The sequence below is a fragment of the Streptomyces sp. NPDC001750 genome, from assembly GCF_042892615.1.
Classification (GTDB): domain Bacteria; phylum Actinomycetota; class Actinomycetes; order Streptomycetales; family Streptomycetaceae; genus Streptomyces.
The window spans coordinates 1-14410 of the sequence record NZ_JBIAUE010000019.1 but is presented as its reverse complement, the minus strand read 5'-3'; the positions used below and the strand labels follow the sequence as shown (position 1 = coordinate 14410).

The 14410-nt window shown below is 71.4% G+C and carries 14 protein-coding genes and 2 pseudogenes; 6 read left to right on the top strand and 10 right to left on the bottom strand.

All coding sequences use genetic code 11. The features are described from left to right. Positions 1-2: 2 nt before the first annotated feature. Positions 3-1193, bottom strand: coding sequence for a cytochrome P450 (locus ACFYY6_RS25980; RefSeq protein WP_351525831.1), 1191 nt, complete (start codon positions 1191-1193; stop codon positions 3-5). A 138-nt stretch (positions 1194-1331) separates the two neighbouring features. Between ACFYY6_RS25980 and ACFYY6_RS25975 the strand changes: the two genes are divergently transcribed. Next, on the top strand, positions 1332-1982 hold the full coding sequence (locus ACFYY6_RS25975) for a TetR family transcriptional regulator (protein ID WP_389195400.1): 651 nt from the start codon (positions 1332-1334) through the stop codon (positions 1980-1982). A gap of 535 nt (positions 1983-2517) precedes the next feature. Here ACFYY6_RS25975 and ACFYY6_RS25970 read toward each other — a convergent pair. The 3 genes and pseudogenes from ACFYY6_RS25970 to ACFYY6_RS25960 form a co-directional block, all read right to left on the bottom strand. Next, positions 2518-2785 (bottom strand): annotated as a pseudogene (locus tag ACFYY6_RS25970) (transposase); the annotation flags it as partial. A 159-nt stretch (positions 2786-2944) separates the two neighbouring features. Next, positions 2945-3514, bottom strand: coding sequence for a GNAT family N-acetyltransferase (locus ACFYY6_RS25965; protein ID WP_324783286.1), 570 nt, complete (start codon positions 3512-3514; stop codon positions 2945-2947). Between the two features lie 156 nt (positions 3515-3670). Then, positions 3671-3946: pseudogene (locus ACFYY6_RS25960) on the bottom strand (transposase); the annotation flags it as partial. Positions 3947-4497: 551 nt separating this feature from the next. Between ACFYY6_RS25960 and ACFYY6_RS25955 the strand changes: the two are divergent. The 3 genes from ACFYY6_RS25955 to ACFYY6_RS25945 all read left to right on the top strand — a co-directional run bounded on the left by ACFYY6_RS25955 (position 4498) and on the right by ACFYY6_RS25945 (position 6313). Continuing rightward, a complete protein-coding gene (locus ACFYY6_RS25955) occupies positions 4498-5334 on the top strand; it encodes a nucleotidyltransferase domain-containing protein (protein WP_386608319.1) in 837 nt (278 codons plus the stop codon). A gap of 435 nt (positions 5335-5769) precedes the next feature. After that, complete coding sequence (locus ACFYY6_RS25950; protein WP_351525189.1) at positions 5770-6015, top strand: hypothetical protein; 246 nt, start codon at positions 5770-5772, stop codon at positions 6013-6015. Beyond that, entirely contained in the window at positions 6005-6313 is a 309-nt protein-coding gene (locus tag ACFYY6_RS25945; protein ID WP_351627111.1) for a hypothetical protein, read from the top strand. Before ACFYY6_RS25950 ends, ACFYY6_RS25945 begins: the two co-directional genes overlap by 11 nt. 394 nt (positions 6314-6707) lie before the next feature. On the opposite strand, the gene ACFYY6_RS25940 is transcribed toward ACFYY6_RS25945, so the two are convergent. The 3 genes from ACFYY6_RS25940 to ACFYY6_RS25930 form a co-directional block, all read right to left on the bottom strand. Next, positions 6708-8309: a PTS transporter subunit EIIC gene (locus ACFYY6_RS25940; protein ID WP_388650664.1), complete on the bottom strand. Its 1602-nt coding sequence runs from the start codon at positions 8307-8309 to the stop codon at positions 6708-6710. A 40-nt stretch (positions 8310-8349) separates the two neighbouring features. Then, complete coding sequence (gene murQ / locus ACFYY6_RS25935) at positions 8350-9411, bottom strand: N-acetylmuramic acid 6-phosphate etherase (RefSeq protein ID WP_389195396.1); 1062 nt, start codon at positions 9409-9411, stop codon at positions 8350-8352. Positions 9412-9554: 143 nt separating this feature from the next. Next, a complete protein-coding gene (locus ACFYY6_RS25930) occupies positions 9555-10472 on the bottom strand; it encodes a MurR/RpiR family transcriptional regulator (protein ID WP_073789205.1) in 918 nt (305 codons plus the stop codon). 172 nt (positions 10473-10644) lie between these two features. On the opposite strand from ACFYY6_RS25930, the gene ACFYY6_RS25925 reads away from it, so the two are divergent. After that, positions 10645-11013 carry a hypothetical protein gene (locus tag ACFYY6_RS25925; protein ID WP_351525192.1) on the top strand — a complete coding sequence of 123 codons (369 nt, stop codon included), beginning with the start codon at positions 10645-10647 and terminating at the stop codon, positions 11011-11013. Further along, entirely contained in the window at positions 11010-11324 is a 315-nt protein-coding gene (locus ACFYY6_RS25920) for a DUF4031 domain-containing protein (RefSeq protein ID WP_351525193.1), read from the top strand. The genes ACFYY6_RS25925 and ACFYY6_RS25920 overlap by 4 nt, the downstream gene beginning before the upstream one ends. A 67-nt stretch (positions 11325-11391) precedes the next feature. Here the strand turns inward: ACFYY6_RS25920 and ACFYY6_RS25915 are convergent, their stop codons facing one another. The 3 genes from ACFYY6_RS25915 to ACFYY6_RS25905 form a co-directional block, all read right to left on the bottom strand. Further along, the gene (locus ACFYY6_RS25915; protein WP_389195394.1) at positions 11392-12690 is read right to left on the bottom strand and encodes a Cmx/CmrA family chloramphenicol efflux MFS transporter; all 1299 of its coding nucleotides are present in this window, start codon (positions 12688-12690) and stop codon (positions 11392-11394) included. 173 nt (positions 12691-12863) lie between these two features. Further along, positions 12864-13547 carry a hypothetical protein gene (locus tag ACFYY6_RS25910; RefSeq protein ID WP_351525194.1) on the bottom strand — a complete coding sequence of 228 codons (684 nt, stop codon included), beginning with the start codon at positions 13545-13547 and terminating at the stop codon, positions 12864-12866. 416 nt (positions 13548-13963) lie between these two features. Beyond that, positions 13964-14410, bottom strand: a 447-nt coding sequence (locus ACFYY6_RS25905; RefSeq protein ID WP_389195391.1) for an HAD-IC family P-type ATPase, incomplete at its 5' end; no start/stop codon positions are given.

The window sequence follows — 14410 nt, the reverse complement described above, 5'->3', positions numbered from 1 at the left end:
GGTCACCAGCCGATCGGCATGACGCGCGGGCCGCGCACCAGCATCTCGGATTTCCAGGTCACGTCGTCCGCCAGCCGCAGCCCCGGGAAGCGGGCGATCAGGGCGCTCAGCGCCTCCTGGAGTTCCAGCCGGGCGAGCGGGGCGCCCAGGCAGTGGTGCACGCCGTGGCCGAATCCCAGGTGCTGATTACCCTCGCGGGCGACGTCCAGCACACCCGGGGCGGAGAACCGCAGTGCGTCGCGGTTGGCCGCGCCGATGGCGACCAGGACCGGGCTCCCGGCCCGGACGAGCGTTCCGCCGACCTCGATGTCCTCGGTGGCGTAACGGGGCTGACCGGATCCGCTGCCCAGCGGCACGAAGCGCAGCAGCTCCTCGACCGCGTTCGGGATGAGTCCGGGTTCGGCCCTGAGCCGGGCCAGCTGGTCCGGGTGATCCAGCAGTGTGAGAACGAAGTTGGGGATCTGCGACGCCGTGGTCTCGTGTCCGGCCACCAGGATGCCGACGCACAGATCGACGAGTTCGAGCTCGGAGAGCCGGTCGCGGCCGTCGCGGGCCTCGATCAGGGCCGTCATCAGGTCGTCGCGCGGTTCCGCACGGTGCTGCGCGATCAACTCGGCCATGTACGCCCGCAGTTCCTCGCGGTTGCGGTCGAACTCCTCGGCGGTGAGCGAACTCGTGGACAGCGCGGCATCGCTCCACACGCGGAATTTCGGGCGGTCCTCGGTGGGGACGCCCAGCATTCGGCAGATCACCGCGACCGGCAGCGGAAGCGCGAACAGATCGACCAGATCGGCAGGTTGGCCGGCCGCTTCCATCTCGTCGAGCAGGTCCGACGTCAACGCCCGTACCTGCGGGCGGAGTTTCTCCACCTGGCGCACCGTGAACGCCTTGGCGACCAGGGAACGCAGTCGGGTGTGGTCGGGCGGGTCCATGCTGAGGATGCCGCTGTCGCGCCGCCCCTCGGACTGCCGGGGCTCGTCGTGCGAGAGGGCCGCCGCCCGGCTGAAGCGCTGGTCACCGAGGACCAGCCGGGCGTCCGCGTAACGGGTGACGAGCCAGGCCGGCTCGCCGTAGGGCATCTGGACGCGTAACAGACCCTGCTGGTCGCGTACGCGTTCGTACTCCTCGGAGAGTTCCAGCCCTGCGGCGGTGTTGAAGGGATAGGCGAGGGGGGTGACGTCTGCTGTGGTCACTGCGACCTCCGGTGGTAAGCGGCTTTCGTTATGTAAGCAGCTGCTTACAACGGTAGGAGTGGCCGTACGGCAGGTCAACGACGCATTACGGCCGTTATCCTTACGGGCCGCTCCGAGAGGTCCGAGAGGAAGGCCGACATGGAGTCCGCCCCCGCCCTGCCGTTCCAACAGCGCCGCCGGGACGCCGCCGCCACGCCTCGTCGGGACGCCGCCGCCACACGCCGTCGTCTGCTGGACGCGGCCCACGACCTGTTCGCGGAACAGGGTTACGAGGCGACGACGGTACGGAGCATCGCGGCACGGGCGGGGGTCAACCAGGCACTGCTGTTCCGCTACTTCGGCTCCAAGCAGGGGCTGCTCACCGAGGTCCTGGCCCAGGGCGGACTGGAGCAGTTGCGCGCCACCCCGCCCGAGGAGCTTTTCGAGACCGCCCTGCGCTCGATGCTGACCCGCAGCGCGGGAGACACGGGAGACCGCACCCTGGAGGTCTACCTGCGGTCCATCGGTCGGGGCGACGAAGCGGCCGGAACCCTGCGGGAGCTGGGGGAGGAGTACCAGAAGGCGCTTTCCGGGCTCTCCGGTACGGCGGACGGCGCCCTGCGCGCGGATCTGGCCATGGCGTGGCTGCTCGGAATCGGCCTGATGCGGACGGTCGTCGCCCGCGAGCCGCTGGCCGGGGCGGAGCCGGACGACGTCTGCCGGCTCGTGCTCGGTGCGCTCGGGCACCTCTGGTCGGCGCCGGAACAGGAGCGGGAGCAGGAGCCGGGTGCGCGGGAGCGGCAGGGGTAGCGGGAGCGGCGGTGGGGGAGTGGGGCGGGGAACGGGACGAGGAACGCGGCGGGCCCGGCCCCGGAGCTCAGGCCCCGGGGCCGGGCCCGGCCATGTGTGCGCCGTGACCGGCTCTCGCACGCGCGGGGTCAACGGTGTCGCGCGGGGCACCGGTGTGCCGTGCGGGTTTACGTCAGGCGCTCCTCGACGCGGGCTGCCAGCGACTGGGTGAAGCTCCCGGCCAGGGCGTCCAGGTGCCGGCCCTGAACCGGGATGTCGACCGGTAGTGCCGTGACCGGCAAGGTTTGCCCGGAAGGAGCGGCGTCCGGTGCTTCCCCAAGCTCTCAGCCTTGTTCGAGCAGGGGAGACCCCATTGATCGCAAGGCGGCCGGAAGCCCTCGGATGGGGTCTCCCCTGCTCGAACGAAGTCGAGAGCTTGGGGAAGGGCTACGTGGGCTTTCGGCCAACGCCGAAGGGGGTCCCCCTGGCCCTTGAGGCCTTGGGGGAGTGCGTGCCGGACGGTGCGACGGGGCAAACGTTGCCTGATGCGGCACTAGTCCGGCCCCGCCCCCGCGGCCAGATAGCGGAAGGCCACATCATCGGTGCACTTGCGCTCGATCGCCCGCGACGAGCGCACTCCAGTGGTGTACCCGTAGATCAGCAGCCGGACCATCAACCGCGGGTCATACGGCGGGAATCCGCGCTTCTCGGTGCAGGACGCCAGGATCGGGCCCAGGTAGCGCCTCGTCGACCAGTTCGGCCACGAATCGGGCCGGATGCCCCTCGGGCAGCCACTCATCCAGTGACGGCGGCAGCATCAGCATCCGGTCGGGGGCGAACGCCCGGAAGGTCTTCGTCACTGCCACCGTCGGGCGGTCTCCGGCTTCACCACCGCCGCCGGATCCACCTCGAACAGGCCACCCCCACCGGACATACCAGGATTCTCCCATCTGGAAGATCACGAACAGGAGGCGGCGTCGGGCTCAATCGCCTGATCGACTGCCAAGATCCGCGGACAGCGCCGCGTAGATGTACTCGCTGCCCCAGCGATCCCCGTCGAGGTCGTTCTCGACCAGGTGCGCCTCCCGGCGCATCCCGAGGCGCTCACAGACCCGCACGGACCCGGTGTTTTCCACATCCAGCCGTGCGTAGAGCCGGTGCACGCCCAGCGTGTCGAAGGCAAACCCGGCCAGCGCCGCGGCCGCCTCGGTCGCGTAGCCGTGCCCCTGGTGACCTGGGTCGAGAGTCCAGCCGATCTCGGCCTGGGCGGCGCGGGCATCGGCCAGGGCGAGGCTCACCTCGCCAAGGACGCCGGGCTCATCGCGTCGGCAGACAGCGAGCGCCAGCTTGTCCCCGTCGGCGCGCCAGGCCGTCTGCGCCGCGCGCTCGGCGGCAACCTGCTCGCTGCGCTCACGCGTATGCGCCGGCCGGTACAAGTAGCGCGCCACGCTCGGCAGGCTCTGGTAGGCGTACAGGTCGTCGGCGTCGCCGGGAGTGAACAGACGAAGGGACAACCGGGCCGTGGTCAATGGCAGCAGCGAGGCGACGTCCATGCGGACCTCCTGGACGCGGATGTGGATCAAGTTGCGGACTGATTTTCGCATCACGGCTGCCCGGCAGCCACGCCTTTTCAAGACCCTGCAGCCACGCCTTTTCAAGAGCAGCGCTCGGCAGCCGCACTTGGTGCGGCGGGCCACCTCGGCCACATCGGCCTTCGGCGAGGCCGGATCCCAGCTCTCGGGCACAAACAGCCGCCAGTCGACGGCCGCCGAGGCGCCATCGGAAGCCAGGTGCAGCGAGATGCCGGCCCGGCAGGCGGCGACCATGCGGTAGCCGGTGGGTGCGGAACCGCGGACCCACAGCCTGCGACCGTCGCGGAACGTGTACTCCAGCGACGCGCGGGCGAGGTCCTTCAGCTCGGTGCAGCGCAGACCGTACGTCCTGGCCGCGTACTCGTACTCGTGGCTGATGTCGATCCGTGAGACTTTCGCCCGCGAGCTTGATCAGGAACTCGGTCGCCTCGGGCAGCGCCTTGAAGAACGCACTCAGCCGCTCCGGCCGGTTTTGCAGCGAGTCGAGGTGGGCGGAGGTCCGCCGCTCGGTCGGGTCACCGTACGGGGTGAGAACTGGGCGGCGGAACGCGGCGACGCGTCCTCGGCGGGGGCCGACGCGGCGGCCGGAACCGCCGGGAGCAGGGACAGCACGGTGAGTGCGCCGAGCCCGGCGGAGAGAAGGGACTTGGGACGGTGAGTCGTGCGATTCGATGAGATCACCGCCGCATGATTGCGCCGCGGAATGATTCTCATCGAAACGATATGCATGGCCGAAAACTCCCACTCGGCGGAGTGTGCGTGCGCCGTCCTCGTTCCTTCGGGCTACAGGGGCGGGGCCGGGCGTGGGCACTCTGCGAAGATGGCGGCCATGGGCTGCAACTTCTCCTGAGCGGACGGCGGTATCCGCACCGATCCGCCCGGCGCGTGCCGGGCTTCGTCAGCGTGCCTGCCCGGCGCGCGTGATTCAGGAGACAGGACCCATCATGTCCGTTCGTTCCGCATGCCCCGCCCTCGACGACCGCATCGCCCGGCTGCGGCGGATCGCCCACGCCGACGACCGTCTCGAAGGCGTCCTGCTCTACGGGTCCTGGACCCTGGGCGAGGCCGACACCCACTCGGACATCGAGGCGTACCTCTACGTCCACGACGACCGGCTCCCCGAGTTCGACGGTCCCGCCTTCCTCGGGCAGCTCTCTCCGCTCAAGCTGGCGTACACCAACATGTACGGAATCCTCGCCGTGGTCTTCGACGACCTGATGCGCGGCGAGTTCCATCTGACCGCCGCAGGTGCCGGGATCGAGGAAGTGCCCACGTGGCGGGGGATGGTGCACCTGCCCCGCCCCGAGGACGCCGTCCTGCTCGACCGGACCGGCCGCCTGACCCGGGCGGCACGGCAGCTGGCCGAGTTCCGCCCGCCCGAGCCGGCCGTCACCGCCCAGCAGCTCACCGACGAGTCGGCGAACTGGACGCTTATGCTCGCCCACGTCCTGGCCCGTGGTGAGATCGCCCGAGCCCATGCCCTGCTGCACACCGCCGTGGCGCCGCAGCAGCTCCAGCTCTGCCGTCTGCTGCGTGGCAGGACCGCCCACTGGCTCACCCCGAGCCGGGCGCTGGAACAGGACCTGCCCGCCGCTGACCGTGATCGTTACACGGCGACCACCTCCGCCGCCCGGGAGACGGAGGTGCGCAGGGCGGCACGTGAAAGCTGGCGCTGGAGCCGGGAGCTGGCCGCCGAGGCGGCCGACCGCTGGGCCGTCCGTCTGCCGTACGGACTCCACGACGAGATCAGCGGCCTTCTGGACGGCCCGTGCCGAAGTTGACGGTTCACGCCGAAGTCGACGGCCCGCACCGAAGTTGACGGTCCGAGCTGAAGTTGACGGCCGGCGCCCGGGCCTGACGGTCCGGGCGCCGAGCTCGATGGTTCGCGACCGACTTCGACGGTCCGGGCGCCTGGCTCGTTGGTCCGGGCAGAGCCCCTGACGGCCCGCGCCATTGGTCCTCACCGATTCACCCGGCGGCTCGGCCCTCAGGGGGCATGCAGCGGCTCGCCCAGTGGTTCATGCAGTGGTTCATCCGTTGGATCCTTCAGTGGTTCGTCCGGCTTCCGCGCCGGTCCGGCCTCTCGCTCTGGGCCCCGACATGACAACTCCCTGTGACGCACGTGCGGTTGTAGCTTCTGCGCCTCTTCCTGGTCCGTCGCGCGTTGGACACTCTGGGTATGCATTGTCATTACGCAGAGTGGAAAGGTATAGATCATGACGACGATGGAACGGCGCGAAGCGGCGGAGGGGAAAGTGCGGGCGGCGGAGGATGCGGTGGCACGGTTGAAAGAAGGTTTCTCGGGGGTGGGGATCACGCTGCCGTCGTTGCGGGTCGATCCGGTGTCGTGCGCCGGGAGTGATCCCACGCCGCTGGTGGAGCTCGGCCGGTGCAACCTGGACACGGCGCTGCGGCTGAGCGTGGTGCTGGAGGCAAAGGGGATGGCCGGACATGACCGGTGAGGACATCGGGCCGGGCGCCCAGGGCTCGGAGGGTGCGCAGGAGACACACGGCGTGCAGGGTTTGCCGGGGGCGTCGGTGTCACCGGGGGTGCCTGAGCCCGGGACGTTCGCGGTGGACGCGCGGGACGGACGGGTGGGGCGTGTGATGGGGAGCGTCGGGCCGTACGTACAACTTCGGGCGCCGGGCGGCGGAGCGGAGTGGGACTGCCCGCCGCACCTCGTACGGGCGGCGCCTCCAGGACTGGTGCTGCGGGCGCGGGTGACGGAGGTCAACCGGGAGGGGCGGCTCCCGCGCTGAACGCGGGACACACCGGTGGCCCAGGCCGACACCGTGCGGCAACCGACCGGCCTTTGCGGGGATGCGCGGTGGATGTGCGGGGCGCGGGTGGTCTGGCGGCCGGATCGGCAGGCGGCCGGATCGGTCAGGGGCCCGGATCGGTCAGGGGGTCTGATGCCCGGGAGGCCAGGCGGCCGGGCGCGGTCCGGTGGCTTCTTGTGCCCTTCGAGACGACACTGCTCAGGGGTGAATTCCCCTGTGGGACGTGACGGGGCGGGACGAGATGGGACCGGGCGGCGACCCGACGCGCACCGGACAAAGAGCGGAGGCGATCGGACGAAGACCGCAGGGTGGCCGGACGGCGGAGAGGGCGGCGCCCGTTCCGGGTGCCGCCCTCTCCGTGTCGTTCACCTGGTCACAGGCCCGCGGGTTCCTTTGTCTGGTCCGGGCCCGGACCAGGGGCCGGGGCCGATGCCGTGCCCGTGGCGGTGCCGGGGGCGCCGGAGGCCGTGGCACCCGCCGGTTCCTGCGAGACGTTGAACTCGGCCAGGAGTTCCTTGCCGAAGCCGAAGAAGTACGTGGCGAGGAAGCCGGCCAGGTAGCCGATCAGCAGCCCGCCGCCGTAGATCGCGACCGTGGTGCCCAGGCCGCGGTTGCCGTCGAGGAGCGGGAACAGGGCCCAGCCGGAGGGGCCGATGGCCGTGGAGCCGACCTTGTCCCCGAGCTGGTTGAACAGGCCGATGAAGCCGCCGCCGAACGCGCCGCCCACGCACGCCGTGATGAACGGGCGGCCCAGCGGGAGGCTGACACCGTAGATCAGCGGCTCACCGACGCCGAGCAGACCGGCAGGGAGGGCGGACTTGATGGTGCGGCGGACCGAGCCGTTGCGGGGCAGCCGGAAGTAGACCGCCACGGCCGCACCGACCTGGCCGGCGCCCGCCATCGCGAGGATCGGGAGCAGGACCGTGTAGCCCTGCTGCTCGATCAGGGTGGTGTGGATCGGGATGAGCGCCTGATGCAGGCCCAGCATCACCAGGGGCAGGAACAGGCCGCCGAGCACGAAGCCCGCGCCCGCGCCGCCGTTGGCGAGCAGCCAGTCGGCGAACGAACCGATCGCGGTGGAGACCTCGCCGGCCACGAACATCAGGCCGAAGATCGTCACCAGGCCGGAGACCAGGACCGTGAATGTCGGGGTGACCAGGACGTCCAGCGCCTCGGGCACCCAGCGGCGGCACCACTTCTCCACGTACACCGCGAGCACCGCCGCGCCGAGCGCGCCCAGCACACCGCCCTGTCCGGGGGAGAGCTTCTGGCCGAACGCCTCGATGTTCGCGACGCCCGGGAAGACGATGATCGCCGCGACCGCGCCGCCCAGGATCGGCGTACCACCGAACTCCTTCGCCGCGTTGAACCCCACGAACACGGCGATCAGCGCCATGAACCCGGACGCCATCGCGGCGAGCGCGGGCGTGACCGAGGTCAGCCAGCCCAGGTTCACCAGCAGGCCGTTGAGACCCGCGATGATGCCGCAGCCGATGAGCGCCGGGATCAGCGGGACGAAGATGTTCGCGATCCGGCGCAGGAAGAGCTTGAACGGGGTGGCGTTCTTCGCCTTGCGCGCCGCCTTCATCGCCGCGCCCTGAGAGGCCAGTTCCTCCGCGGAGGCGGCTTCCGAAGCGGACGCGGAGGCGGGGTCGGAGGCGGGGGCGGGCCCGGAGGTGGGGGTGGACGCGGGCGCCGGGGTGGCGGCCTCCCTGCCCTCCTCCACCAGCCGTTCGAATTCCGGTGTGACCCGGGCGACGGTGCCCGGGCCGAGGACGATCTGGTACGTGTCGTCCTCGACCACGCCCATGACGGCGGGTATCGCCTTCAGGGCCTCGTCGTCGACGAGCGAGCGGTCGTGCAGACCCAGCCGGAGCCGGGTCATGCAGTGGGCGATGGAGTCGACGTTCGCGGCGCCACCGACGAGCGGAAGGATCGCGGCGGCGGTGGCGCGGTTCTTGTCTTCTGGTGCCATGGTGCGGGGTGCCTTGCTGTGCGGGGGTGGTGCCGATGGTTCAGGTGGTGCTGGTGGTTCGGCTGGTTTCGGTCGTGTTGGTCGTGCCAGTGGAGCTGGTCGTGCCAGTGGTGCTGGCGGTTTCGGTGGTTTGTGGGGCGGCGGCGAGGGCGGCCCGGAGATGGCCGCCGGACGCGGCCAGCAGGCTCTCGGCCGTGGGGCCGTCGACCTGGCCGAGGATGGCGAGGATGGCGTTCTTCACCTCGCCGTCGGTCGCGGTGAGCGCGGCCTCGATCTCGGCGTCGGACGCGCCGGCGGCGAGGGAGACGATCCGGCGGGAGCGTGCGCGCAGCTTGTCGTTGGAGGCGCGGACGTCGACCATCAGGTTCCCGTACGTCTTGCCGAGCCGGATCATCGTGATCGTCGAGATCATGTTGAGGACGAGCTTCTGCGCCGTACCGGCCTTGAGCCGGGTGGAGCCGGTGATCAGTTCGGGGCCGACGACGACCTCGATGCCGTGCTCGGCCGCGGCGGCCAGCGCCGAGCCCGCGTTGCAGGACAGCCCGATGGTCAGCGCGCCCTTGGCCCGGGCGTGCTCGACGGCGCCGATCGCGTACGGCGTGCGGCCGGAGGCGGAGATGCCGACCACCGTGTCGTCGGTGGTGAGTCCCAGGGCCTCCAGATCGGCGGCGGCCAGCTCCTTGCTGTCCTCGGCGCCCTCGACGGCCTTGACCATGGCGGACGGACCACCCGCGATCAGGCCGACGACCTGGGACGGGTCGGTGTTGAAGGTGGGCGGGCACTCGCTGGCGTCCAGCACGCCGAGCCGGCCCGCGGTGCCCGCGCCCGCGTAGATCAGTCGGCCGCCCCGGGCCATGCGCTCCGCCGTGCCGTCGATCGCCGCGGCGATCTCGGGCAGCCGGGCGCCGACGGCGGCCGGGACCGACTGGTCCTCGCCGTTCATGACCCGGGCGATTTCGAGCGTGCTCAGCCGGTCGATCTCGGCCAGCTCAGGGCGGAACGCCTCGGTGGTGAGCGTGTCGAGCTGGGCGCGGAGTTCTCCGTACCCGGCGGGGGAGGTGGCTTCGGCGCCCGTACGGTCGGCGTCGGTCGTGGAGGTCATGGAGGAAGGCTCTGCTTTCTCTTTCTCGGTCTCGTACGGTTTCGCGGGTGCGGGTGCGGGTGCGGGTGCGGGTGCGGGTGCGGGGCCTGGGACAGGTGGTCGCGGTACGGAGGTGCTGCGAGGCGCCCGGGCCGGCGCAGGCGTCAGCGCGGGCGTGGGGTGTGGCGGTGGGCCAGTGCCTCGTAGGAGGCGGCGAGGGCGGGGGCGGCCGTTTCGTAGGTGCGCTGCGCGACTCCCACGAACAGGCAGTCGACGACGAGCAGTTGACTCGTGCGGCTCGACATCGCGGCGGGTCTCAGCTCGGTCTCGCGGGCGGTGGACGTGGTCAGCACGTGATCGGCGTACTGCGTCACGGGGCCGTCGGGGCGGCCGGTGATCGCGATCGTCGTCGCGCCGTGGTCGAAGGCGACCCGCAGCGGCTCGATGACGTCGACGGTGGAACCGGAGTGCGTGATCGCTATGGCGACATCGCCGGAACGCAGCTGCACGGCGTTGGTCACCGCGAGGTGCGGGTCCGTGTGGGAGTGCGCGATCAGGCCGATACGGGCCAGCTTCTGCGCCAGGTCCTGGCCGACGAGGGAGGAGGCGCCCACGCCGTAGATGTCGATGCGGCGCGCGGTGGAGGCGGCGGCCACGGCGGCACCGAGCTGGACCGTGTCGAGCCCGGCGGCCGTGTCGGCGAGGGTCTGCTGCTCGTCGTAGGCCAGCTTCGCGACCACGTCGGCAATGGGGTCGTCGACCGCTATGTCGGCGGTGACGGACGGCGCCCGGCCCGACTGCTGGTGCGCCGCGAGGCCGGCGAGGGCGAGGCGCAGATCGCGGTAGCCGGGGTAGCCGAGGAGGCGGGCCGTACGGACCACCGTCGCCTCGCTGGTGCCGGTGAGCTCGGCGAGACCGGTGACCGTCAGGGCGGCGCAACCGGCAGGATCACCCGCGACGGCTTCGGCGACACGCTGCATGGAGCGGGTCATCGACGGCGCGAGCGTACGCACCTTGGCCGCGAGGGCCGCCGGGGCGGGCGGGGAGTCGGCGCTGAAACTTTCCTTCAGGTCGTTGGTCACCTTTGAAAGATATTTTCAACCCGAGGGTCCGTCAACCCCCCATTCGGCGGTCCCGTGCCCGGGAGTCGCTTTTCGGCCCCCTGCCCGGAAGTCGGTTTCCGGGCAGGGGACCGCCGAAGGGGGAAGTCCGCTCGCGATCCGACAGCCTCGCGGGTCGGGTGACAATGGGCGTATGGAGATGAATCCCTTGGAACAGGCGTTGCATACGGCCCGCGCACTGGTGATGGCCGATCTCGCCGCGGGCGGCGTCGCCGAGGCCGGGATCGTCTCGCTGGTCGAGGACGCGGTGACGCATCGCCGCTGGTGGGTCGAGCAGTGGCCCGAGGGCATCGCGTTCGTCGTCGGTCTGGTCGCTCAGGACGTGCAGGACGCGCTGCTCGAACGGTACGGGCGCTGGCCGCTCTGCCCGGTCTGCGACGCGGGCGACCCGCATGCCCTGGACGTCGAGCCGGAGCTGGGCCCGGACCCGCACTGGGTGTGCACGAAGGCGGCCGTCGCCGTGGCACCGGTCGGTTCGCTGGGCGGGATAGCGCGCCGGTGACGGTCTACATCGACCCGCCGCAGTGGCCGGGGCATGGGCGGCTCTGGTCGCACCTGGTCAGTGACGTGTCCTTCGAGGAACTGCACGCCTTCGCGGAGTCCATCGGCTGCCCGGGGCGTGCGTTCGACCGGGACCACTACGACGTACCGGAGTCGTGTTACGAGGACGCGGTGCGTGCCGGGGCGAAGGAGATCGGCTCGAAGGAACTCGTCCGGCGGCTCACGGCCGCCGGGCTGCGACGGCCCAAGGGGCGCCCGGTCCCGGCCCTGGCCCCGCCTCCGGTCCCGGTCCCGGCCTCCCGAACCCACTGAATGGGACGGACCCACTGACGGGGACACACCCGCCGGGACCGTGCCCGCCCCAGGGCATCCAGGGCGCTCAGGCCCCGGTGGTGCCCGTCTCCGCGCCCACCTCCGAAGCCGAGGCCGAGCCCGAAGGCGAAGCCGTGGAGGTGGACGTGATCGAAGCCGTGGACGTCGTCGATGCCGACGCCTTCGGGGCGGGTGAGCCGGTCACCCGCAGGGACCTGCCCCCACGAGCGTGCAGCCTCAGCGAGACCACCACGGCCACCAGCGCCAGCACGGTCATGGCCGCTCCCGCCCACGCGGTCGCCGCGAAACCGAGGTCGGCGTCGATCACGGCACCGCCCAGCCAGGGGCCGCCCGTGTTGCCCAGGTTGAACGCGGCGGTCGTGGTCGCACCGGCCAGCGTCGGCGCGGCGCCCGCGACGTTGAACATCCGGGCGTTGAGCGCCGGGGCCGTGTAGAACGCGGACACGCCCAGCAGGAACGAGAGCCCGATCGCGGCCACCTGGTACGACGCGAGCAGCGCCAGCGCGATCAGGAACACCGTCGAGGCCGCGATGCCGCTCATCAGCACCCCGAAGAGATGCGCATCCGCGACCCGGCCGCCGATCGTCGTACCGACCAGCGCACCGATCCCGAACAGCGCGAGCACCGTCGGCACCCACCCGGAGTCCAGCCCGGCCACATCCGTGAGCAGCGGGGCCAGGTAGCTGAACGCGCAGAAGACACCGCCTGCGGCGAGGGCCGTGACCACGATCGACAGCCACACCTGCCGGTCCCGGTAGATGGCCATCTCCTGCCTGAGCCGCGGCTTGCGCTCCGGCAGCGGAATGCGCGGAATCAGCGTCACCACGCCGACCAGTGCCACGGCGGACGCCGCGCCCACGGCCCAGAACGCCGAACGCCAGCCGAGGTTCTCGCCGAGCAGGGCCCCCAGGGGCACGCCCAGCACGTTGGCGATCGACAGGCCGCCGATCATCACGGCCATCGCGCGGGCCCGGGCGTTCAGCGGCACCATCGCGATGGCGACCGCCGCACCCACCGCCCAGAATCCGGCGCAGGCGAAGGCGCTCACGATCCGCGACGCGAACAGCACCTCGTACGTCGGCGCCAGCGCGCCCACGACCTGTCCGAGGCCGAAGACGGAGATGAGGGAGATGAGTGTGGTGCGGCGCGGCAGTCGCAGGGTGGCCACGGCGAGCAGCGGGGCGCCGATCACCATGCCGATCGCGAAGGCGGATATGAGGAGTCCGGCACGGGGGATGGACACGTTCATGTCGTCGGCGATCGGCGGCAGCAGACCGGAGAGCATGAACTCGCTGGTGCCCAGGGCGAAGACGGAGAGACCGAGGATGTAGACGGCCAGGGGCATACGGGAAGGACGAGCGGCGGAGTCGGGCATGACTGCTGACAACCGCCCTCGCCGTCGCGTCATTCCCTCCGACGGCGCCTTTACGCAGGTGTCACACACCCGCCATGTACGGTGCGCCGACCGTGCCCCGGTCCGTCGTCCGGTGCTCCTGCCCGTCGTCGGGCGCCCGTGCCTCAGCGGTCGAGCAGCTCCAGCTCGGTCAGCAGATTCTGCCGTGCGCGGGGCTCCCAGTGCTCCGCCCCGTACGGCGTGCGGAACAGGCAGGGCAGGCTGAGCAGTTGACGCAGTACGGTCGTCCGCCCCTCACGGAACGCGTCGTCGGGCACGAAGTCGTACTCCTCGCGCACCTGTGCCGCGTAGGCGGCGTACTCCTTCGGGGGCGCCGCCAGGATCGCGAGGTCGGCGTCGCACAGCACCTCGCCGTCGGCGTCGCCGTCCGCCGGATCGTGGGTGACGGTGAGCCGGACGAGCCGGGCCACCTCCGCGGTGACGTCGTCGGGTACGCCCGCCTCCGGCAGGGCGCGTTCGGCGAGGGCGGCGCTGCGTTCCTCGTTCTCGGACCGGTCGGGCCGGTACACCGCGTCGTGGAACCAGGCGGCCAGACGTACGGCGTCCGCGTCGGCCGCGTACGCGGCGAGCGTGTCGACGTGGTCGAGCACCGCGATCAGGTGCGCGGTGGTGTGGTAACGCCGCTGCGGCTCGGCCCATCGGGACAGCAGATTGTCCGCGTACGGCCCCGGATCGGGTCCGGGAGCCCCGCGCCGGGCGGCGACGAGCGTCTCCCGCCAGCGGTCGCGGAGCCGGGCCTCGGCGTCGTCCTCCTCGTGGGCGCTGTGTCCGCGTGAACTCTGGGTCATGGCCCGACCCTAGTGCTGCGACCGGAGAGGTTCACCGGCTCGCGGCGTCCGGCGCGGCACCTCGCCGCGTTGTCGCATCACCCGAGTACGTCCCGTACGAGGCGATCCTCCGCCGTGCGACGCACCGCACCGGACGCCGCGAGCTTCCCGGCAAACCTTTCCGGCCACGGCACTAGACGTATCTACTGCTCTACGGCACCGGGCGCTGATTTCCGTCACTGCTGTCGTCGCCGTTGTCACCGCCGACGGCCTCCGCCGATGACCATCGCTGCCGCTGCCGCTGCCGCTGCCGCTGCCGCTGCCGCCGTTGCCGTTGCCGTTGCCGTTGCCGTCGGCCGGGATTCGCGGACACGCGCGACGGGGCCCGCCGGGCCTGGAAGCGGCCGGGCAGGCCCCGTCGGGGCGGGGGGAAGGGCCTACGACGCGGCCCGGAACCCCCGCAGCCGCAGCGAGTTGCCGACCACGAAGACCGACGAGAACGCCATCGCCGCGCCCGCGATCATCGGGTTGAGCAGTCCGGCCGCGGCGAGCGGCAGGGCGGCCACGTTGTAGGCGAAGGCCCAGAACAGGTTGGTCCGGATGGTGCCCAGCGTCCGGCGGGCGAGCCGGATGGCGTCCGCCGCGGCCCGCAGGTCCCCGCGCACCAGGGTCAGGTCACCGGCCTCGATCGCGGCGTCCGTTCCCGTACCCATCGCCAGGCCCAGGTCGGCCTGGGCGAGCGCCGCCGCGTCGTTCACGCCGTCGCCGACCATGGCGACGGAGCGCCCCTGGGACTGGAGTTCCTTGACGACGTCGACCTTGTCCTCGGGCATGACCTCCGCGTACACCGTGTCGATCCCGACCTCGGCCGCGACGGCCTCGGC